This window comes from Sphaerisporangium dianthi (genome assembly GCF_042654065.1).
Lineage (GTDB): Bacteria > Actinomycetota > Actinomycetes > Streptosporangiales > Streptosporangiaceae > Sphaerisporangium > Sphaerisporangium dianthi.
In genome coordinates, this window is the sequence record NZ_JBHSFP010000035.1 from 26512 (window position 1) to 46711 (window position 20200).

Sequence of the window (20200 nt, forward strand, 5' to 3'; positions counted from 1 at the left end):
CGACGTGCCCGCATGTTCCCCCCGCTGAAACAGCACTGGAAGGAGCTCCGATGCCGACCTTACGACCGTCGGATCTTGATACTCTCGCCACCGCCGTCGTGGACTCGATCGCGGTCGCCCTCGACCCCGACGCGCCCCAGTCGGGCCTGTACTACTGGGAGTGCGCCCGCCCGTTCACCGGCGCGGTGGTGGAAGCCGTCCGTGACGCCGACGACCTTGTCATCAGGGAGCTCGGGCGCGCCCTGATCGCCGAACCCTCCGACCCCGGCCGGTACGCCGACCTGCGTGAGGCCCTCAAGGCGCCCGAGGCGCAGGGGCCGGCCCTGGACCGCATCTTCGACCTGGCCTGGGAGTCGGAGTGCAACAACCGCCTGGGCCACCACATGGGAGCCGCCTACACGGCCAAGGAGGGCGCGGTCACCGTAGACGACCTGCGCACCCTGCCGCCGGGGCCCGGCCTGCCGCCCGGCGCCGACCCCGAGGTGCTCATCGTCGTGCCGTTCCGCGACCGCGACACCGGCGGCGCCCGCCTGCGCAACCTGCTGGCCTGCCTGCAATCTCTGCGCGACCAGTCCTTCGCCCGTGACCGCTACCAGGTCACGGTCGTGGAGTCCGACTCGTTCCCGCGCTGGCGCGACGTCATCGAGCCCTACGCCGACAACTACCTGTTCGCCCCGAAGGCGGACACCTTCAACAAGTCGTGGGCGGTCAACGCCGGAGTGGTCAACTCCCCCGGCCGCTCGGAGGTCGTCGCCATCCTGGACGCCGACGTGCTCGCCGACCGTGACTTCGTCGCCCGCAACGCGGCCCGGTTCGAGCGGCCCGGCACGATGGGGCACCTGACCTACCGCAACATGCTGTGCCTGGACACCCCGTCCAGCCAGCGCGCGATCAGGGAGCGGCTGTGGGGCGGCGCCGGCGAGCCCGACCTGGACCGGCTGCGGGGCTACACCCTGCGCCGCGGGCCCGGCTGCTCGCTGTGGGTGCGCACCAGCGCGTTCCACCGCGTCGACGGCATGGACGAGCGCTACGAGGGCTGGGGCGGCGAGGACATCGACTTCAACTACCGCTTCGACTTCGCCAACGCCTACGACAGCTACCCCGACACACTGCTGCACCTGCGCCACCCCCCGGCGTCGGCGCTGCGCGAGGACGGCGAGCTGACCAACGCGCACATCCCGCCGCTGAGCTGGAAGCCCGAGGAGCCGATCGGGCGCATCGACCGCTTCGCCGCCGGACTCGACGGCGGAACGCGGGACGCCAAGGCCCCTGAGGCGGTGGAGGCGGCGTGACCATCATCCAGGACCTCGCCGCCACCGCCGGAGCCGGAGCGGGAGCGGGAGCCGGCCGCACCCTCGGCACCGACCGCATCGACCGCAACCTCGACCTGGCCGGCAAGCTGTTCCAGCGATCCATCTACCCGAGCGCCGCGGAAGTCGCGCAGGGACGCAGGCTGAGCTCGCCGCTGGTGGTCGACCTCGACCCGACGACGCTGTGCGACCTGGCCTGCCCCGAGTGCATCAGCGCCGGAGTGCTGCACAAGGGCCAGCTCTCGCGCGACCGCATCGTGGAGCTGGCGCACGAGCTGGCGGCCTCCAGCGTCAAGGCGGTGATCCTGATCGGCGGCGGCGAGCCGCTCATGCACCGGTCGATCGGGACCATCATGACGATCCTGCACGAGGCGGGCATCCAGCTCGGGCTGGTCACCAACGGCACGCTCATCGGCCGATACATCGACCAGATCGCCGAGATGGTGTCCTGGGTGCGGGTGTCGATGGACGCCGGCACGATGGAGACCTACGACAAGTTCCGGCCGAGCCGCCGCAAGACCAGCGTCTTCCCGACGATCCTCGACAACATGCGGGCGCTGGCCGAACGCAAGCGCGGCGCGCTCGGATACTCGTTCCTGCTGATGCAGCGCCGCGACGCCGACGGCAACGTGGTCGACACCAACTACCACGAGGTGTACGACGCGGGCAGGCTCGCCAAGGAGCTGGGCTGCGACTACTTCGAGCTCAAGGCGATGCTCGACGACGACCACTTCACGGTCAACCAGGCGCCCGCCGACGTCGCTCTGGTGGAGGAGCAGGTGGCCCGCCTGCGCGAGTTGGAGGACGGCTCGTTCCACCTGCTCGGCTCGTCCAACTGGGAGACGGTGCGCCACGACCACGACCCGGTGCAGCCCAAGGAGTACACCACCTGCAAGGTGGCCGAGCTGCGGACGACGGTGACGCCGAACGGCGTGTTCGTCTGCCCCTACCACCGGGGCAACGAGAAGGCCAGGCTCGGCGACATCAACGAGATGTCCTTCGCCGAGCTGTGGGAGAAGGCGGACACCACCGTCGTCGACCCCAGCACGGACTGCCGGTTCCACTGCGCGCGGCACCAGACCAACCTGGAGATCGCGGCGCTGCCGGGCAGGGGACGCCCGGTGGAGCTGTCCGACGACTTCGACCCCTTCATCTAGGGCGGCGGGAATGCGCATCGCGGTGATCGGAGCGGGGCCCGCGGGCCTCACCAGCGCCAAGCAGGCGCTGGAGGCGGGACATGACGTCGTGGTCTTCGAGAAGCACGACGACGTGGGCGGTATCTGGAACCCGGCGTCCCTGGGCGCCTACGAGGGCGTCAGGATGCAGACCTCGCGGTCGGGCTTCCCGTTCTCCGACTTCGCCCCGGAGCCGCACGGCGACTTCCTCACCGTGGCCGAGGTGCACGACTACCTGCGCGGTTACGCCGAGCGGTTCGAGGTGGCGCCGGTCATCCGGTTCGGGCACGAGGTGACCCGGGTGGCCGGCGGCGAGGGGAACTGGCGTGTCACGGCCGTGTGCCGGGGCGTGCCGGTCACGGCCCGGTTCGACGCGGTCATGGTCGCCAGCGGCGAGCTGTGGCGGCCGAGGGTGCCGCCCGGCGCGCCGGAACCGCCGCGCGGCGTCCGCGTGCTGACCGCCAAGGACTACCGGCGCCCGGACGCGTTCCGCGGTCTGCGCGTGCTGGTGGCCGGCGGCGGGGTGAGCGGGGCCGACATCGCCTCCGAACTGGTCGGGCACGCGGCGGCCGTCGACTGGGCGGTGCGCCGCAAGGCGCTGTTCCTGCCGCGCGACTGCGGCGGCCTGCCCAACGACATGCTGTTCTCCTACATCGGCCGGGTCGCCATGGAGGAGATGTCCTACGCCGCCTACCTGGAGTGGCTCGAGCGGCTGCTGCCCGAGTACATGGGCATGTACCGCGCGACGGGGCTGCTGCCCGACAGCGGCTTCCACGGCGCCGTGCACGTGAACGAGAAGATCGTGCCGCACGTGCACCGCGGCGACGTGCGGGCCCGGGCGGCGTTCGAGCGGTTCGACGCCGACGGCCGCGTCGTCTTCGCCGACGGCACCGATGACCGGTACGACGTGGTGATCATGTGCCTCGGTTACCAGATGCCCGATTACGGGTTCATCGAGGGCTTCCGCCGCGAGGAACTGTACGAGCACTTCTTCTGGTACCGGGACCCCACCCTGGTGGTGGTCAACACGCCGGTGGACACCGACGCGTTCGGCACGGCCTGCCCGTACTTCGAGGCCATCGCCGGATGGGCGCTCGCCGTCCTGTCGGGCAAGGCCGAGCTGCCCGGCCGGGAGGAGATGGCCGCCTGGTGCGAGCGGCACATGGGCGCGCTCCACGACCGGCGCTACTACGACTGCTGGCTGGAGACGGTCCGCATCGGCCTGGCGAGCGGCGCGCTGCCCGACCCCGCCACCCACTTCGCGGACTACTGGCGGCTGGTGTCCGGTCTCGTCGACCCGGCGAACCTTCGTCCCGGCGCGCGGACCGACCTGCCCGCGCCCTTCGACGAGCTGTTCGACCTGGCGGAGCTGAAGCATCGGGTCCTGGCCTGGCTGCCCCGGCCGGCGCTGGACGCGCTGCTGACGTCCGGGCAGATCGACGCCGCCGACCATCTCGGAGCGCTGGGCGTCCCGCCGTCGCGTCGCGTCGCCCCGTCGCTGCCCTACCGCCAGCGTCCCGGCACGGACCCCGTCCCGTCCCTCCCGCGGGCGGACGCCGCCCGGTCCCGCCTCCCGACGGACGCCGTCTAGCCCCCGCCCTCACCCAAGGAGACGATGTGTATTCCACGAAGAGCAGCGGCCTGGGGATCTTCAGGGACGGCGCCGTCACCCGGCTCGCGGGCGCCACCGCCGCGATCGGAGTGGGGGGCGCGATGGTGGTGCCCACCGTCAGCCTGTTCCTGTCCGACGCCGTGGGCGCCACGCCGCTGATGATCGGGGCGTTCATCGCCGGGCGCGCCATCGCGGAGATCTGCACCGACCTGTCGGTCGGAGTGCTGTCGGACCGCGTCGGCAACCGCAGGATCGTGCTCGGCGTGTGCGCCATGTTCGCGGCGGGGGGCGCGCTGTGCTACCTGCTGCTGCGCGACTACTGGCTGCTCCTGCTCACCTCCGCGGTGATGTTCGGGCTCGGCGGCGCCACCTTCCCGCAGATGTTCGCCTACACCCGCGAGCTCGCCGAGACCCGCGGCCACGGGGTGACGTTCTTCAACTCGGCGCTGCGGGCGGTCACCTCGCTGGCCTGGATCATCGGCCCGCCCCTCGCGTTCGGGCTGATCGCGATACGCGGGTTCGAGACCCTGTACGGGGTCGCCGCCGTGCTCTACGCCATCGGCGGGCTCATCTGCTTCCTGGGGCTGCCGAACACCGACCGGCGGCCGCCCCCCGGCGCGGACAGCGCCGCGGCGATCATCGCCTCCGACGCCTCGGAGACCGGCGGCGCCGAACCTGCGGCGGCCGCGCCGCCGCGCGACTCGCGCAACCCGTTCGCCGGGATGACCCCGAAGGTCATGGCGCTGCTCGTCACGATCGTGCTGCTGCTGGCCGTCAACGCCATGTACCAGTTCGACATCGCGCTGTACATCACCAAGGACCTGGGGATGGACAAGGGATTCACCGGCCTGGTCCTCGGGCTCGGGTCGGCGCTGGAGATCCCCGCGATCATGTACATCGGCGCGAAGGCGGACCGCATCGGCCACTGGCGGGTGGTCATGGGCGCCGCCGTCTGCGCCACCCTGTTCTTCTGCGCGATGCCCTTCGCGACGTCCAAGCCGGCGCTGCTGCTGCTGCAGGTGCCCAACGCCATCTGGACGGCCATCGCGCTCAGCATCCCGGTCACCATCCTGCAGGACTCCATGCCCGACCGTCCCGGCGTCGCCTCCTCGCTGTACTCCAGCGCGTTCAAGGCGGGCATGTTCCTCGGCGGCATCGTCGCCGGGCTCGTCGCCCAGTACGTCGGCTTCACCAACGTCTTCTGGGCCTGCGCCGCACTGTCCGCCGCGGCGCTCCTCTCCGTCGTCCTTAGGAGAAACGCATGAACAGCACGCCGACGTGCACCGTCATCATCCCGACGTACAATAGGGCCGAGCTGCTCGCCCACACGCTGAACTCGCTCACCCGGCAGACCCCGGACGCCGGCCGCTTCGAGGTGCTGGTGGTCGACGACGGGTCCAGCGACGACACCGCCGCCGTCGTCGAGTCGTTCAAGGACCGCCTCGACCTGCGGTACTTCTACCAGGAGGACCGCGGCTACCGGGTGGCCAAGGCCCGCAACGTGGGCATCGCGCACGCGCGCGGACCGGTGTGCGTCTTCGTCGACTCCGGCGTCCTGCTCGCCTCCGGCTGCATCGCGGCGCACCTGGCCGAGCACGCGGCCCGTTCCGGCCCGGTGGCGGTGGTCGGCTACGTGTACTGCTTCAACGAGGGCAACGAGGACGGCGCCCAGATGCTGCGCGTCATCGACGCGGGCAACCCCGACGCCACCATCGGCATGCTGCGCGCCAAGGAGCAGTGGCTGGACATCCGCGAGGACTTCTACGCCTTGTACACCGACGACTTCTCCGGCCAGCCGGCCCCATGGCTGGTCTACTGGACGTGCAACGTGTCGGCGCCCACCGGCCTGCTGCGCGAGATCGGCGGGTTCGACGAGTGGTTCACCAGCTGGGGCGGCGAGGACGTCGAGATCGGCTACCGGCTGCACCGCGGGGGCGCCGAATTCGTGCTCGGCCGTGAGGCGGCCTCCATCCACCACCCGCACGACAAGGACTACGACGCCAACGTCAGCGGCGCGCTCGGCAACTACGAGTACATCGCCAAGAAGTTCGACACCCCGATCACCCGCCTGCTCGTCGGCAACCACTTCTTCCTGATCAACGACCTGGTCCGCGAGCGCGGCCTGCCCTCCTGCGAGGAGTACCTGGCCGGCGGGGCCGTGCCGGAGCCGGAGGAGACGGCGCAGGCGCCGAGGCTGCCCCTGCTCGAGCAGGCGGAGCTCGTGAGCGCCCGTGCGCGGGCCGCGCGCGAGCGGTCCCAGGTCAAGGTGGTGGAGCATGCGCACTGACCCGGCGGCGCGCGAGAAGGTCCTCGTCTTCGCGCCACACCCCGACGACGAGGTCATCGCCTGCGGCGGCGCCATCGCGGCGAAGGCCGCGGCCGGCGCCCACGTCGTCATCGTCTTCGCCACCGACGGGTCGCGCTCGCACAGCGCCGTGCTGGGCATCGACGCCGACCCCTCGCCCGCGGAGCTGGCGGTCGTCCGGCGCAAGGAGGCCGAGTCCGCGGCCAAGGCTCTCGGCGCCGACCCCGGCGAGGTGGTGTGGCTCGGACACACCGACACCCTGCTGTCCGCGTCGTCGGACGCCTTCCGCGCGCAGGTGCTCCGCCTGCTGGCCGAGCACCGGGACGTGACGGAGGTGTACCTGCCGCACGACGTGCGCGAGCTGAACGCCGACCACCGGCTGACCGGAGAAGGCGTCATCGCCTGCCTGGCCGAGCTCGGCCTCGCGCCGCGCCTGCGCAAGTACGTGGTGTGGGACGAGGACACCGAGGCCGCGTTCGAGTTCACCAACCGGGCCGCGCCGCACCGCGAGCCCTCCCCCACCGAACGGCTGGTCAGCGTGGACATCACGCCGTGGACGGCGCGCAAGCTCGACGCGCTGGAGGAGCACCGCACCCAGGTGACGCTGTACTCCCGGGCGCAGACCCGCACGGTGGTGCCCGAGCCGTTCCTCGCACGCCTGCGCGCCAAGCGCACCGAGGAGTTCTGGATCGACGAACCCGGGGAGGACGCGTGACCGAGACACCCGTGACCGGCGGATCCGTGACCGGGACACCCGCGGCGCGGACCCCCGTGCCCGCGCACCGGTCAGCCGAGGACGCGGCGCCCGCGGACCGGGCGAAGGACGCGGCGGCGCCGGCCGGGCTGCCCTACTTCCCGGAGTGGCCGCGCGTGCGGTCGGCGTACGGGCGGGACCCGGAGATCGAGGAGCGCGTCGAAGGCATCGTCGCCCAGATGACGCTGGAGGAAAAGCTCGGCCAGATGATCCAGCCCGAGCTGGCCGAGCTGACCGTCGAGGACGCCCGCACCTACAAGATCGGCTCGGCGCTGAACGGGGCCGGCATCTGGCCGGGCGGCGACCGGCACGCCGACGTCAAGAAGTGGGTCGAGACCGTCGACGCGTACTGGGAGGCCGTCGAGGAGGCGTACGCCGACCGCCCGTTCCGCGTCCCGTTCATGTGGGCCACCGACGCGGTGCACGGCCACAACAACGTGTACGGGGCGACCATCTTCCCGCACAACATCGGCCTGGGCGCCGCCCGCGACCCCGGCCTCGTGCGCAGGATCGGCGAGGCCACCGCCCGCGAGATCGCCGCGACCGGGATGGACTGGACCTTCGCCCCGACGGTCGCCACGCCCAGGGACCGCCGGTGGGGACGGTACTACGAGGGGTACTCCGAGGACCCCGAGGTCGTGTACGCCTACGCGCGCGCGATGGTGAGCGGGCTGCAGGGCGCCGCCGGGGGTTTGGCGACCGACGCGCACGTCATCTCGACGATCAAGCACTGGGTCGCCGACGGCGCCACCTTCGAGGGCGTGGACCGGGGCACGGCCCGCTGCGAGGAGGACCTGCTCCGCAACATCCACGCGATGGGGTTCATCTCCGCCATCGAGGCCGGCGCGCAGGCGGTCATGGCCTCCTTCAGCGGCTGGTCAGGCCCGGCCAACTACGACCACACTCCCGGCCGCCCCGTCGCCTACAACCACAAGATCTGCGGCAGCCGCTACCTGCTGACCGACGTCCTGAAGGACGCGATGGGCTTCGACGGCATCGTGATCAGCGACTGGGACGCCCACGCCGAGGTGGCCGGCTGCACCATCGGGGACGCCGGTTACGCGATCAACGCGGGGCTCGACGTGCTGATGGTCGCCGGGCGCGACGCCTGGCAGTCGGTGTACCGCACGGCCCGCGAGCAGGTGCTGTCCGGCGTCATCCCCGTCGAGCGCGTCGACGACGCCGTGCGGCGCGTGCTGCGGGTCAAGATGCGGGCCGGACTGTGGGACAAGCCGCGCCCGCGCGAGCGGTCGCTGGCCGGCGAGGCGCCTGTGCTCGGCCACGAGGACCACCGGGCGCTGTCGCGCGAGGCCGTCCGCAAGTCGCTGGTGCTGCTGAAGAACGCGGGCGGCGCGCTGCCGCTGTCCCCCGCGTCGCGGGTCCTGGTGACCGGCAGCGCCGCCGACGACATCAGCAAGCAGGCAGGCGGCTGGACGCTGAGCTGGCAGGGCAACGACGTCGCCCTGTCCGACCTGCCCGGCGCCACGACGCTCGCCATGGCCGTGGCCTCGGTCACCGGCGAGGACCGGTGCGAGGTGGACCCCTACCTGGAGCACGCCGACCCCGCCGGCTACGACGTGGCGGTGGTCGCGATCGGCGAGGACGCCTACGCCGAGATGCGCGGCACGATCAAGCCGTGGGGGACGCTGGAGTACTCCCGGCTCAAGCAGTCCTACGCCCGCGACCTCGCGACCCTGCGCAGGCTCCGCGAGGCCGGGGTGCGGGTGGTGACGGTCCTGTTCACCGGGCGGCCCCTGTACGTCACCGAGGAGATCAACCTGTCCGACGCGTTCGTGGTGGCCTGGCTGCCCGGCACCGAGGCGACCGGGATCACCGACGTGCTGTTCACCGGGCAGGACGGCGAACCGGCCCACGACTTCCAGGGCCGGCTCACCTTCAGCTGGCCGCGCAGGAAGCGGTCGATGAGCGTCAACCGCATCCCGCCGCACATCCCCCGGTACCGGGTGCCGGCGGAGGAGCTGTCCCCTGAGGGCGAGCACGAGCCGCTGTTCCCCTACGGGTTCGGGCTCTCCCTGCACGACACCGGCACGGCCGCCGACCCCGGCGTCCTGCCGCCGGACCAGGAGCCCCCGCCGCCGCCCGCCCCCCCGGCGCACGGCCCTCTGGAGGTGTTCGGCCCCCGCGCGCAGGGCGCGTACCGGCTGCGCATCGGCGGGCACAACACCTGGTCGCGGGAGGACATCTCCTCAGAGCGGCCCACCGACACGCTGGTCGTCCGCGCCGAACCCGTCGAGGACCCCGGCCGGCCGGGCGCGGTGTCGCTGCGGTTCAAGGGGTACGTGGCGTTCGTCTACGCGCAGGCCCCGGGAGGGCCGCCGCGTGACCTGCGCGGCTACCGCGAGGCCGGCGGGCGTCTCGCGTTCGACGTGCGGGTCGTCGAGGCTCCCGACCTCCCGCTGTACGTGGCCTGCCACGACGACTACCCCGCCCAGCCCGGGCTGGACCTCGCGCCGTCCCTGCGCGCGCTGCCCGCCGGGACCTGGACCACCATGGAGGTGCCGCTCGCCGACCTCGAACGCATCGGCCTGGACCTGCGCCACGTGGACGTGCCCTTCATGCTCTACACCGAGGGCCGGACCGTCGTGGAGATCGCCGAGGTGCGCTGGCTGACCTGACCCGCGGACGGCGGGAGCGTCCCCGCTCCCGCCGTTCACCGTTCCCCCGCCGGAGCGCACACCTTCCATCCGCCCGCTTCCCTCCGGAAGTGGAGCGTCGAGACCGACCTTGACCTGTGGGTGACGCGGGCGCTGGCGACGTCGCCGGCGACCTGGATGTCGGAGATGCGGATCGACACCGTGCCTCGCCCCGACACCACTCGGTGGTTGTCCGGATCGTAGTCATCGTCCTGGACGACGCCGCGCGCCTCTTCCGCGCAGAGCAGCCCGATGATCCGGGCCTGGTCCTCCCGGGCCACAGCGACCGCGAAGTTCTCCGTCAGCCGGCGGATCGTCGCCTCGTCGCCTCCGGCCCGGCCGGCGACCAGGTAGACCGCGATGCCCGCCGCGCCGGCGACGAGCAACCCGGCCGCCGCCACGATGAGCGGCCAGGGCCTTCCGCGCCCGGCCGGCGATATAGGCGTCCGGCCCGCGTCCTCGGGTCCGTAGGTCACTCCTCGCACCCCCTGTGACTTCCCGGGCGAAAAGGCCTCGCGCGTCCGAGACTAATCCCGCCGATGACGTTGTCAACAGCGAGCGATCGACGCCTTCCCCGAGTTGATTCCGCGAGATACCATGCGGAAAATCGTGCGGGACTTCAATGGACGGTTGAAGGAGTGCGGTGAATATGAGGTCGAGGCCGGGAAAATTACGCCGCCTGACCGCACTCGTGACATCGGCCGTCCTCTATGCCGCCCTGCTCTCCCCCGTCTCGCCGGCGGTCGCCGAGGCGCCGCCACCGGCCCGCCTTTGCGCGGCGCAGACGGCCACGTTGCTGGCCTTCAAAGCGCGGGTGGCCGCCCACAATGCCAAGCCGCACCATTTCCTGCTGCCGAGGCAGGCGGCGGCCTACAGCGCCTACAACGCCGAAGCGGCGAGGCTCAGGGCGGAACAGCCCGGGATCGTGGCGAGGCTGCGCGCCTGCATCGACGCGATGCTCGTGCTCGCGGACGGCAAACCGAACTCTCCGGCCGTCCCGACACCGACCAAGAGGGCAGAGAAAAGGATCGCCGACGCGCTGAACAAACTGCCCGCCGGCTGGAGGCCGCCGCCCCCGCCCGCGCGCGGGAAGAACTGGGAGGTGCCCGCACCATTGCAGCCGCTGTACCTGGCGCTGCGATCGCACAATCCGCGCGAGATGGGCGCCGCCGCCCTCCAGGGCCGGCTGCCGCCGGTGCCCGGCTCGCGAGATCCGGCGTACCCCCCGTCTTCCGGCATGACCATCGGAGGGCTTACCCCAGACCACATCAATCCATTGGCTCAGGTCATCCAGATGCCGGGCTTCACGGAACTCACCCCCAGGAACATGTTCCTCATGGCGCACGCGCCGATCAACTTGCAATGGATGTCGTACAAGGCGAACTTGTCGAAATCATCGCGCAGCGTGCTCGGCATGTCCGATGTCTCCCCCGCGTGGAAGGCTCTCCAGGTCCAACTGGAAGACCGGACCCGACGCAGGCTGCAAGATATCATCGACAAGCTGCTGAAAAGCCAGGGATAGGAGCGGAGCCTGATGACACGGGCCGGCCTCGCCGAGATCGCCGAGACGGTGGCGGGACTGGCGCTGACCTTCGTCGAACCCGGCTCCGCCGAGGTGACCCGATTCCCCGAATCGTGGCGGCCGATCGCCCGGTCATCCGACCCGGCACACCGTCACCGGTCGGCCCTGGCATTGTGGAGCCGGGAGTTCCTCGATCTGGTCCCCCGGTTCGCCGGCGCATTGGAGACGCGCTTCTTCGACGTCCGGGCCGGCGTCACCGGCGACCGTCCCGTCCTGGTCTACGTCGCCGAGGCGGAGGACGGCGGGTACGTCTCCTGGATCGGCTACGATCCGCGTGACTTCGGCGAACCGCCGCCATTCTGGGAGAGCTTCCCCGGGCCGCTGCGGGTGTTCCTCCGCGAGGTCCACGCCGGCTTCGTCTCGGGAAGGCAGGCCGCGTTCGGCCCCGCCCGGCCGGTCTCCATGGACACCCTGGCGAACCTGGCCGACTACCCGGACGGCGTCCCCGGCTGGGAGGACGCCGAGATGTCCACGACCCGGCTGGTGCAGATCGCCACGGACGGCGGCCACCTGTACTACTGCCTGTCCCCCGACCTCTCCCCAGGAGAGATCGCCCTGATCTATGAGGGCGACATCGACCGGCAGGACTTCAGCGCCCAGCTGGACGAGCTCATGATGTCACGACTGGAGGACCCCGGGTGACCATGACCCGCGAGGGCACCGGCGGCGGCCGGCCGGTGACGCACCGCCCCGGTCCGGCGAACGCGGATATCGGTGAATCCGGGGAGGTCACCCTCATGGCGCATATCCGGGCCGCACTCCATCTCGATTCTTCCCATCCGGCCGTTTAACATTTACGCCCGGACAAGTCAAAGCCGAATGTCGCTTACGTTTGCGAGCCGGGGCACATAGGGTTGTCGGCGAGATCGACGAAGGGATGTACGGGTGCCTGCGGAAAGCGGGATCTGTTAGTGCGCACCCTGAAGATCCTCCTGGCGGAGGACGTCCACATGGTGCGTGGAGCGCTAGTGGCCCTGCTCGAACTGGAGCCCGATCTGACCGTCGTGGCACAGCTCGACCGGGGTGACACGATCGTGTCCGCCGCCATGGAGCACCGGCCGGACGTGGCGATCATCGACATCGACCTGCCGGTCGTCGACGGCCTCACCGCGGCCGAACTGCTGCACAAACAACTGCCGTCCTGCCGCACGCTCATCCTCACCAGCCTCGGCCGGCCCGGCACCGTGCGCCGCGCGCTCGCCGCCCACGTGTCCGGGTTCCTGCTCAAGGACGCCCCCGCCGACCAGCTCGCGGGGGCGGTGCGCAGCGTGGCCGCCGGCAAGCGCGTCATCGACACCCAGCTCGCGCTCAGCGCCTGGGACGTGGGCGACAACCCGCTCTCGGAACGCGAGCTGCAGGTGCTGCGCATGGCCGCCAAAGGCGCCGAGGCCCCCGAGATCGCCGCCACCCTCCACCTGTCCTCCGGCACCGTGCGCAACTACCTGACGACCATCGTCATGAAGCTCAACGCCCGCAACCGGGTGGACGCCATCCGCATAGCCACCGAAGCCGGCTGGGTCCCCTGACCCCCGCCCACCGGTCCCGGCCGGCCGCACTGCCCCCGCGCCGGCGCGGGCCCCGCTGACACCTCAGGCATCCGATACCGTCAGGCGCCGCGCGGCGACCCCGGCCCCGTCGTCGCGCATCGCGGCGGCGACGGTCCGGGCGCGCTCCGCCACATCGGGCTGGAGAGCCCGGCCGAGGGCCGTGGTCAGCGAGTCGGTGGTCGGCGCGCCGGGCGCGTGCGCGGTTCCGATCCCGAGGTGGCCGACCCGTTGTGCCCAGTAGGGCTGGTCGTAGTGCTGGGGCACGACGACCTGCGGTGCTCCGGCTCGCGCGGCCGCCGTCGTGGTGCCCGCCCCGCCGTGGTGGACGACGGCGGCGACCCGCGTGAAGAGCGCCTGCTGGTCGACCTCCCCGATGGACAGGCAGTCGGGCAGCTCGTCCACCAGGGACAGGCCGGTCCAGCCGCGGGACACGATCGCACGGCGTCCGAGGGCGCGGGCGGACTCGATCATCACCTTGCCGGCGCCTTCTGGGGCTCGAACGCTGCCGAAGCCGAAATAGACGGGTGGTTCGCCCGCGTCGAGGAACGCCTCCAGTTCGGAGGACAGCGGACGCCGGTCCGCCAGGATCCAGGCGCCCGTCTGCACCACACCGGGGTCCGCCGGCTCGGGCCAGGGCCCGAGCACCGGGTCGGCGGCCAGCCAGGGCCGGTCGGTGACGATGTGGCCGCGCACGTCTTCGACCGGGGCCAAGCCGGCCGATGCCCGGTGGGAGTTGAGAGCGGCGCCGACGGTGTCGTTCCAGCGTCGCGCGTCCTTCGCCCACAGGGTGCGGTTGCCGGCCGTTCCAAGCGCCGGCGCCTGACCCCAGATGGGGATCGGCGCGTGGTGCGGGGAGGGTAGGGTCGCCGGGCAGTAGCTCGCGTAGACGTAGGCGATCCCCATCTGCTCCGCCACCGATCGAGCCGCGATCGACATGGCTCCGCCTCCCACGATGACGTCGCAGCCTTCGGCCGCCGCCGGGATCGTGGCGAACTGGACGGCGACCGTGCCTTCGAGCATCTGGCGCCGTTGCTCCAGCGTGGGCGGGGTCGGCACCACGCGCGGACCGGCCGACGCCGTCTGGCGCACCTCGGGCCCGATGGGCACGAAGGGGACCTCGAGGGCGCCGAGCAGGTCGCGGAAGTCGGGGGGCGCGCACACGCGGACCTCATGCCCGAGCGCCCTCAGCTCCACCGCCAGCGCCACCAGTGGCTGGACATCGCCCCGCGACCCGATCGTGGACAGCAGTACGCGCATCAAGACTCCTTCTGCGACGGCCACGGCCACGGCCCGGCCGGCCGCACCGTGAACGTGAGCCCACGCCTTCTACCTGCGGCGCCGCGGCTCACGGCCCCGTATTCTGGGCCACCACCAGGGCCTTGCGGCAAGTCCCCCTCTCCGCTATACGTTGAAGTGGGAAAGAGGACGGCGCGCTGGGTGACGCCCGTCACGGGCATGCCACCATCAGGCGCTTCAGGCGATCAGCAAGGTCTTTCCGGTCGTGGCGCGCGACTCGATGGCCTGGTGGGCCTTCGCGGCCTCGGCCAGCGGGTAGGTCTGGCCGATGACGGGGCGCAGCGTCCCGGCCGCCGCGAGGGCGAGCGCCTCCTGCGTGAGCGCGCGCGTCTCGGCGGCGCTCGGCGGGGCGCCGGAGACGACCTCCACTCCCTCACCGGGCCGGGTCCAGGCGCCGCCCGCCATTCCGTAGACGCGGGCGCGCCCTCCGGCCCGCACGGCGGTCATGGCCTGTGCGCCGATCGGCCCGCCGACGCCGTCGAAGACCAGGTCGACGCCCGTTCCACCGGTCAGCTCGACCACATGGCCCTCCCAGCCGGGCCGGGTGTAGTCGACGTGGGCCACCGCGCCGAGAGAGGTGACCAGCTCCTCCTTGCCGGGCCCCGCCGCGCCGATCACCTTGGCGCCCGACTCTGCCGCCAGTTGGACGAGCAGGGTGCCGACGCCGCCTCCGGCCGCCTCGACCAGCACCCATTCGCCGGGCTGGACCTCCGCCTGCCGGTGCAGCATCACCGCCGTACGGCCGTCGGCCAGCAGCGCCACCGCGTCGCGCAAGGTCACCCCCGCCGGGACGGCGACCGCGTCCTGCGCCCGCGCCACGGCCAGCTCGGCGTAGCCGCCGGCGCCCCCCGTCGTCGTCACCACGGTCGTCCCCAGCAGACGCGGGTCGACGTCCGTTCCCACGGCCCGCACCTGACCGCCGACACCGTTGCCCGGAACGCGCGGCAGGTCCGGCCGCCCCATCACCGGCGGGGCGTTCCCGGCCCGCACCTGCGTCTCGACGAACGTGATGCTCGCGTACTCGACCGCCACCAGCACCTGGCCGGGTCCCGGCGCCGGGTCCTCGACCTGTGTGAGCCGCAGAACCTCCGGCCCGCCGAACCGTTCCATCACCACAGCCCGCACGATCGCCGTCCTCTCCCCCGCAAGTGCGTCGTCATGGCCATGACCATGACCGGAACGCCATCCGCCCCGATCCGGCGGCGGCACGCGCCAGCATGCAACATGAACCTGAGTTCAGGTCAACCGCCCGACCGGGGCCATGGGGTTATGGGGCTATGGGCTATGGGGCTATGCGGAGAGGGCTTCGTAGGCGGCCGTGGCGATGCCGAGGCCGCGAGTGTCCCCGAGCGTGCCGCTGAGCATGCGGTTCATCATGTACGCCACCGTCAGGCGCGCGTCGAGGTCGTTGATGACCAGCGAACCGCCCCATCCGCCCCAGAAGCAGGTGCGCGGGTTCGGGAACTGGCCGCCGTCCAGGCCGTATCCCATCCCGTAGCGCATCGGCGCGCCGAGGAGGCTGTCGGTGCCGCTGAACTGCTCCTCCAGGGCGCGCTCGCAGCCGCTCGGCGACAGCAGCCGCACCCCGCGCGCCGTCCCGCCGTTCGCCAGCACCGACTGCACGGCGCCGACCGAGCGGGCGTTGCCGTGCCCGTTGGCGGCCGGGATCTCGGCGCGCCGCCACGCGGAGGTGTTGGCGACCTCGGCCCGCACCGGAGGGTTCCCGGATTCTTCGCCCGCGTCGCCCGCCGACGGCGGCGGCGGGATGATCGGCGAGACGCGGTGGTCGTGCTCGGCCGGCAGCCCGATGTGGAAGTCGGCGCCGAGCGGCCCGGCGACCTCCTCGGCGAAGAAGGTGCCCAGAGTGCGGCCGGTGACCCGGCGGACGACCTCGCCGACCAGGAATCCCTGGGTGAGCGCGTGGTAGCCGGCCTTGGCGCCCGGCTCCCAGCGGGGGAACTGCCCGGCCAGCCGCGCCGTGGCCTTCGGCCAGTCGTAGAGGTCTTCGACCGCCATCGGCTCGTCCCAGGTGGGCAGACCCGCGGTGTGGGAGAGCAGGTGCCGGACCTCGACGCGTTCCTTGCCCGAGGCGGCGAACTCGGGCCAGTACTTGGCGACCGGCGCGGCCAGGTCGAGATCGCCGCGGTCGGCGAGGATCAGCGCGCACAGCGCGGTCATGGTCTTGGTGGTGGACCACACGTTGGTGATGGTGTCGCGTTCCCACGGCACGGTGCGGGCGGCGTCGGCGTGGCCGCCCCAGATGTCCACGACCGGCTCGCCGTCGACGTACACCGCCACCGAGGCGCCCACGTCCTGGTCGTCCAGTGTGGCCGCGAGAGCCTCGCGTACCGCAGCGAACCGGTCGTCACATGTGCCTTGAATATCCGCCATGGACGGAACCTAACCGCTCCTTGAGGACGGGGCCACATAATCGGCGCCGTTTCGCCGGAGCCGGCGGCGGCGGACGTCGGATCCGGCCCTCGGCGACGGCGGGCGTCAGATCCAGCCCTGCTCCCAGGCATAGTGGGCGGCCGCGTGCCTGGAGTGGACGCCGAGTTTGGCCATGGCCGCCGAAAGGTAGTTCCGCACCGTTCCCGGGGCGAGGTTGACCTGGGCGGCGATCTCGCCGATCGACGCGCCCGTCCGTGAGACGCGCAGCACTTCCAGCTCCCGTTCGGTGAGCGGGCAGTCGTCCTCGGTCAGCGCGGAGGCGGCGATATCGGGGTCGACATAGCGCCGGCCCGCGGCGACGTCACGGATGATCTCGGCGAGCCTGTCCGCGGGCGTGGTCTTCGGCACGAATCCGCGCACTCCGGCGGCGAGGGCGCGGCGCAGCACGCCCGGCCGCGCGTGCCGGGTGACCAGGATGACGTGGGTGGCCAGCTCGGCGCGGATCTGCACGGCGGCGCGCAGCCCGTCCGCCGGCGGCATCTCAAGGTCCAGCACGGCGATGTCGGGCCGGTGCTCGCGCGCCAGCCGGACGGCGTCGGTGGAGGTGGACGCCTCAGCGGTGACGGTGAGGTCGTCCTCCAGTTCCAACAGCGCCGCCAGGGCCCCCCGGAGGAGATCCTCGTCGTCGGCGATCAGCAGCCGGATCACCCCGCGCCTCCTTCGGTGGCGTCTCTCATCGCCGTTCCTCCTCCGCCGCGGCCTCGCGCCTTCGGCGAACCGCAGGCCGCCGCGTCCATGGGAACCCCGGCCGGCCGGTCCACGGGTGCCACGGACACCACGGCGACCGGCCGGCGCGTACCGGGGCCGGCCTGCTCCACGGGTACCGTGGCCGGCCGGCCCGCGGGGACTGCGGCCGGCCCGCCTGCGCGCACGCCGGACGGCAGTGTCGCGGTCAACTCGAAGCGGTCGCCGTCGCGCTTCCAGGTCAGCGTGCCCCCGGCCGCGTGGAGGCGCTCGGCCAGACCGCGCAGGCCGGTCCCCTCCTCCATTCCAGCGGCCCCCGCCTGGTCCGCCGCGCCGTCGTTGCCCACCCGCATACGGGCGAGGCCGGCCGTGACCGCGTAGTGGACCTCGGCGTGGCCGGCCTGGCTGTGGCGCAGCATGTTGGTGGTCGCCTCGCGCACCACGAGGCCCAGAAGGTGCCGGGCGGTCTGCGAGAGCGCGGGTCCGTCCTCGTCCGGGCCGAGCCGCATCCGGGTGCCGATGCCGGCCGCGGCCAGCACCTTTCCCGCGTTGGCGATCTCCACTTCCAGAGTCGTGCGGCGGTAGCCCTGCACCACGGCGCGGGTGTCCTGGAGCGCCTCAGCGGACAGCCGCCGCACCTCCTTCATCTCCGCGGCGGCGCGCGCCGGGTCGGTGTGGACCAGTCGCGCGGCCAACTCGCTCTTGAGCGTGATGACCTGCAGGTGATGTCCCTGGATGTCGTGCAGGTCCGCGGCGAACCGCAGCCGCTCGTCCTTCACGGCGAGCTCGGCGGCCAGCCGGCGCGCCCGGTCCAGCCGTTCCGCGACGTCCCATGCCCACAGCATGCCGAGCGCGATCCAGGCGGTGAAGACCACCGTCCCGGCCGGGAACGCCGCCGCGAACAGCCATCCGTCGCCGGCGACCAGGGCGACGGTCCCGCCGAGCAGCGCCGCGGCGACCGTCGCGGCGGCGATCAGCAGCCGGCGTCGCCGCGGCGGCAGGAATGTAGCGATGATCGAGACCATCGTCGCCGGCGCCACCGGCCATGGCCCGTAGTCACGCGCGGCCAGCGGGATCACGCCGAGCACGGTCGCGGCCGCCACGGCGACCAGCCATGCGACGGGCCGCCGCCCGGACTCAGGACGGGCGGACTTCGCCGGTGTGCGCGGCAGGCGCCGGTCGAGCAGCACCGGGACGGCCACGAGCATGGCCGTGAGCGCGGCGATCCCGAGGATCCTCGCCCAGAGCGGCGCGTCCAGGACCAGCAGCCGGCCCCCGACGACGAAAACCAGGAAGAACGTGAAGGTGCCGACCAGGCTCCACCACGTGTAGCGGCGGCAGCTCCCGATCCCCGTCCCGCGCTCGTTCGGCACGTCACCCACGCGGTCATTCTCGCAGCAGTCGCCGCTTCGTCACCAGGACGGCCGCTATGGGGGGCTAGATGACAAATGTCATCAGAATGGATGACAGATCCACGTTTCCTGGTCGGGTTCCGGCACTACGGACCGTCGGCCCGCCTCCCGCAGTGTGGGCGTGGGGAGAAACACCCCCCGCCCGTACGCGAAGGAGCGAAGCATGACGTCGTCGGAGAGAGCCGGGACACCGGTGGGCGCTGGAACCGGGCCCCGGTCCACGTCCGATGCCGCACCTCGGCCGGGCCCCGGGCCGGACCGCGGGCGCTGGACCGCCGTCCTGCGGCGCTGGCCCACGGCACTGGCACTCGGGCTGGCGGTCGTCACCTTGGGGGGCGGGGACGATCCGGCCGCGGTGGTCGCCTCCGTCGCGGAGATCCTCCTGCTCCTCCCGTTGCTGTATCTGGTGGTCGCGAAGCTGCGGAGCCGGCGGGCGTCGTGGCCGACGCTCGCCGTTCTGATCGTCTCCTTCGCCGTCCTGCGGATCGCGGAGGTGGTGACACCGGCCGCGGCCGTCGCCGCCGCGGCGCTCGTCGTCCTGGTCTGGGGTGCCGTCGACGGGCAACTGCGCGGCTCCGGCGTCTTCAGGGCCCAGGCCCTGGGCATGATCGGGTTCGGCGCGCTCGCGCTGGCCGGGCTGACCGCCGACCCGGACGCGGGCCGATATCTCGTGGCGGCCGGATGGCTGCTCCACGGCGTCTGGGACTTCGTCCACCTCCGGCTCGGCAAGGTCGTGGCCCGGTCGTACGCCGAGTGGTGCGGCGTCCTGGACATCCTGATCGCCGCCGGGCTGCTGCTCATGTTCTAGCCGATGCGCCGTGGTCGGCGAGCGCGCCCTGGCGCTCGGGGCCGTCGTGCCGGCGGCCCCGAAGCTGGAGGCGCGGCCAGGCCTGGGCCGAGAATCGGGACCGGCTCGGCCGAGCTCAGGTACGGGCGCCGCGCAGGGTGTCAAGACGTGTGCGGTACTCCTCCGCGTCGATCTCCCCTTGGGCGTAGCGCTGCGCCAGCAGTTCCTCGGCCGAAGGCGCGGCGGAGCCCGGGCCGTTCCGGCGGCGCGGCGCACGCGCCAGGTAGCGGGCGGCGACCACGACCACGGTGATCACCACCGCCCAGAAGAGCACCGTGTTGAGGATCATCAGGCCGTAGCCCCAGCCGCCGCCCCAGCCGCCGCCCCAACCGCCGCTCCAGCCGCCGCCCATGCCCGGTCCGTTCCAGTCCATCCTGACCACCTTGCTCCCTCGGCTCATTCGCTGACAGAGGAGCCCACGGTGTCCAGGATCCGCGTTCCCGGCCCGAGCCGGAAGGCCGGCGGCGGTCGGCGGCCATACTTCTGGGATTTCCCGGCCCTTCCCCGCGTGCGGACGCCTCGCAGGAGACGCCGTCCAGGGCGCGCCCCGGTGACGTCTCGAGAGGTGGGG

18 protein-coding genes are annotated in these 20200 nt (G+C 72.2%); 11 read left to right on the top strand and 7 right to left on the bottom strand.

The window, feature by feature from the left end; all coding sequences use genetic code 11:
- Positions 1-50 precede the first annotated feature (50 nt).
- The 7 genes from ACFO60_RS33760 to ACFO60_RS33790 are packed head-to-tail and all read left to right on the top strand — an operon-like array spanning position 51 to position 9792.
- Positions 51-1292, top strand: a complete 1242-nt coding sequence (locus ACFO60_RS33760; protein WP_380848948.1) for a glycosyltransferase family 2 protein — start codon at positions 51-53, stop codon at positions 1290-1292.
- Positions 1289-2467: a radical SAM protein gene (locus ACFO60_RS33765; RefSeq protein ID WP_380848951.1), complete on the top strand. Its 1179-nt coding sequence runs from the start codon at positions 1289-1291 to the stop codon at positions 2465-2467. Before ACFO60_RS33760 ends, ACFO60_RS33765 begins: the two co-directional genes overlap by 4 nt.
- A 10-nt stretch (positions 2468-2477) precedes the next feature.
- Positions 2478-4076: a flavin-containing monooxygenase gene (locus ACFO60_RS33770; RefSeq protein ID WP_380848954.1), complete on the top strand. Its 1599-nt coding sequence runs from the start codon at positions 2478-2480 to the stop codon at positions 4074-4076.
- Between the two features lie 26 nt (positions 4077-4102).
- The gene (locus tag ACFO60_RS33775; RefSeq protein ID WP_380848957.1) at positions 4103-5362 is read left to right on the top strand and encodes a sugar efflux transporter; all 1260 of its coding nucleotides are present in this window, start codon (positions 4103-4105) and stop codon (positions 5360-5362) included.
- The gene (locus ACFO60_RS33780; protein ID WP_380848960.1) at positions 5359-6384 is read left to right on the top strand and encodes a glycosyltransferase; all 1026 of its coding nucleotides are present in this window, start codon (positions 5359-5361) and stop codon (positions 6382-6384) included. The genes ACFO60_RS33775 and ACFO60_RS33780 overlap by 4 nt, the downstream gene beginning before the upstream one ends.
- Positions 6374-7117, top strand: coding sequence for a PIG-L deacetylase family protein (locus tag ACFO60_RS33785; RefSeq protein WP_380848963.1), 744 nt, complete (start codon positions 6374-6376; stop codon positions 7115-7117). The genes ACFO60_RS33780 and ACFO60_RS33785 overlap by 11 nt, the downstream gene beginning before the upstream one ends.
- A complete protein-coding gene (locus tag ACFO60_RS33790; protein WP_380848966.1) occupies positions 7114-9792 on the top strand; it encodes a glycoside hydrolase family 3 protein in 2679 nt (892 codons plus the stop codon). The genes ACFO60_RS33785 and ACFO60_RS33790 overlap by 4 nt, the downstream gene beginning before the upstream one ends.
- A 35-nt stretch (positions 9793-9827) precedes the next feature.
- On the opposite strand, the gene ACFO60_RS33795 is transcribed toward ACFO60_RS33790, so the two are convergent.
- The gene (locus ACFO60_RS33795) at positions 9828-10286 is read right to left on the bottom strand and encodes an Rv0361 family membrane protein (RefSeq protein WP_380848969.1); all 459 of its coding nucleotides are present in this window, start codon (positions 10284-10286) and stop codon (positions 9828-9830) included.
- A gap of 173 nt (positions 10287-10459) precedes the next feature.
- On the opposite strand from ACFO60_RS33795, the gene ACFO60_RS33800 reads away from it, so the two are divergent.
- The 3 genes from ACFO60_RS33800 (at position 10460) to ACFO60_RS33810 (ending at position 12918) form a co-directional block, all read left to right on the top strand.
- Positions 10460-11332, top strand: coding sequence for a hypothetical protein (locus ACFO60_RS33800; protein WP_380848972.1), 873 nt, complete (start codon positions 10460-10462; stop codon positions 11330-11332).
- A gap of 12 nt (positions 11333-11344) precedes the next feature.
- Positions 11345-12034 (top strand): hypothetical protein, encoded by a 690-nt coding sequence (locus ACFO60_RS33805; RefSeq protein WP_380848975.1) that lies wholly within the window; start codon positions 11345-11347, stop codon positions 12032-12034.
- 269 nt (positions 12035-12303) lie between these two features.
- Complete coding sequence (locus ACFO60_RS33810) at positions 12304-12918, top strand: response regulator transcription factor (protein ID WP_380848978.1); 615 nt, start codon at positions 12304-12306, stop codon at positions 12916-12918.
- Between the two features lie 63 nt (positions 12919-12981).
- On the opposite strand, the gene ACFO60_RS33815 is transcribed toward ACFO60_RS33810, so the two are convergent.
- The 5 genes from ACFO60_RS33815 to ACFO60_RS33835 form a co-directional block, all read right to left on the bottom strand.
- Positions 12982-14196, bottom strand: a complete 1215-nt coding sequence (locus tag ACFO60_RS33815) for a glycosyltransferase (protein WP_380848981.1) — start codon at positions 14194-14196, stop codon at positions 12982-12984.
- Positions 14197-14412: 216 nt separating this feature from the next.
- Positions 14413-15360, bottom strand: a complete 948-nt coding sequence (locus ACFO60_RS33820; protein ID WP_380848984.1) for a zinc-binding dehydrogenase — start codon at positions 15358-15360, stop codon at positions 14413-14415.
- 165 nt (positions 15361-15525) lie between these two features.
- On the bottom strand, positions 15526-16626 hold the full coding sequence (locus ACFO60_RS33825; RefSeq protein WP_380848987.1) for a serine hydrolase domain-containing protein: 1101 nt from the start codon (positions 16624-16626) through the stop codon (positions 15526-15528).
- 105 nt (positions 16627-16731) lie between these two features.
- The gene (locus ACFO60_RS33830; protein WP_380848990.1) at positions 16732-17334 is read right to left on the bottom strand and encodes a response regulator transcription factor; all 603 of its coding nucleotides are present in this window, start codon (positions 17332-17334) and stop codon (positions 16732-16734) included.
- Positions 17331-18752, bottom strand: a complete 1422-nt coding sequence (locus ACFO60_RS33835; protein WP_380848993.1) for a sensor histidine kinase — start codon at positions 18750-18752, stop codon at positions 17331-17333. Before ACFO60_RS33835 ends, ACFO60_RS33830 begins: the two co-directional genes overlap by 4 nt.
- 193 nt (positions 18753-18945) lie before the next feature.
- Between ACFO60_RS33835 and ACFO60_RS33840 the strand changes: the two genes are divergently transcribed.
- Positions 18946-19590 (top strand): hypothetical protein, encoded by a 645-nt coding sequence (locus ACFO60_RS33840; RefSeq protein WP_380848996.1) that lies wholly within the window; start codon positions 18946-18948, stop codon positions 19588-19590.
- 115 nt (positions 19591-19705) lie between these two features.
- On the opposite strand, the gene ACFO60_RS33845 is transcribed toward ACFO60_RS33840, so the two are convergent.
- On the bottom strand, positions 19706-20002 hold the full coding sequence (locus ACFO60_RS33845; RefSeq protein ID WP_380848999.1) for an SHOCT domain-containing protein: 297 nt from the start codon (positions 20000-20002) through the stop codon (positions 19706-19708).
- Between the last annotated feature and the right edge of the window lie 198 nt (positions 20003-20200).

What these genes read in the sequence shown, in the direction of transcription:
- ACFO60_RS33760 (WP_380848948.1), top strand. Translation starts at nt 51, where the DNA reads ATGCCGACCTTACGACCGTCGGATCTTGATACTCTCGCCACCGCCGTC.
- ACFO60_RS33770 (WP_380848954.1), top strand. Translation starts at nt 2,478, where the DNA reads ATGCGCATCGCGGTGATCGGAGCGGGGCCCGCGGGCCTCACCAGCGCC.
- ACFO60_RS33780 (WP_380848960.1), top strand. Translation starts at nt 5,359, where the DNA reads ATGAACAGCACGCCGACGTGCACCGTCATCATCCCGACGTACAATAGG.
- ACFO60_RS33785 (WP_380848963.1), top strand. Translation starts at nt 6,374, where the DNA reads ATGCGCACTGACCCGGCGGCGCGCGAGAAGGTCCTCGTCTTCGCGCCA.
- ACFO60_RS33800 (WP_380848972.1), top strand. Translation starts at nt 10,460, where the DNA reads ATGAGGTCGAGGCCGGGAAAATTACGCCGCCTGACCGCACTCGTGACA.
- ACFO60_RS33805 (WP_380848975.1), top strand. Translation starts at nt 11,345, where the DNA reads ATGACACGGGCCGGCCTCGCCGAGATCGCCGAGACGGTGGCGGGACTG.
- ACFO60_RS33815 (WP_380848981.1), bottom strand. Translation starts at nt 14,196, where the DNA reads ATGCGCGTACTGCTGTCCACGATCGGGTCGCGGGGCGATGTCCAGCCA.
- ACFO60_RS33825 (WP_380848987.1), bottom strand. Translation starts at nt 16,626, where the DNA reads ATGGCGGATATTCAAGGCACATGTGACGACCGGTTCGCTGCGGTACGC.
- ACFO60_RS33840 (WP_380848996.1), top strand. Translation starts at nt 18,946, where the DNA reads ATGACGTCGTCGGAGAGAGCCGGGACACCGGTGGGCGCTGGAACCGGG.
- ACFO60_RS33845 (WP_380848999.1), bottom strand. Translation starts at nt 20,002, where the DNA reads ATGGACTGGAACGGACCGGGCATGGGCGGCGGCTGGAGCGGCGGTTGG.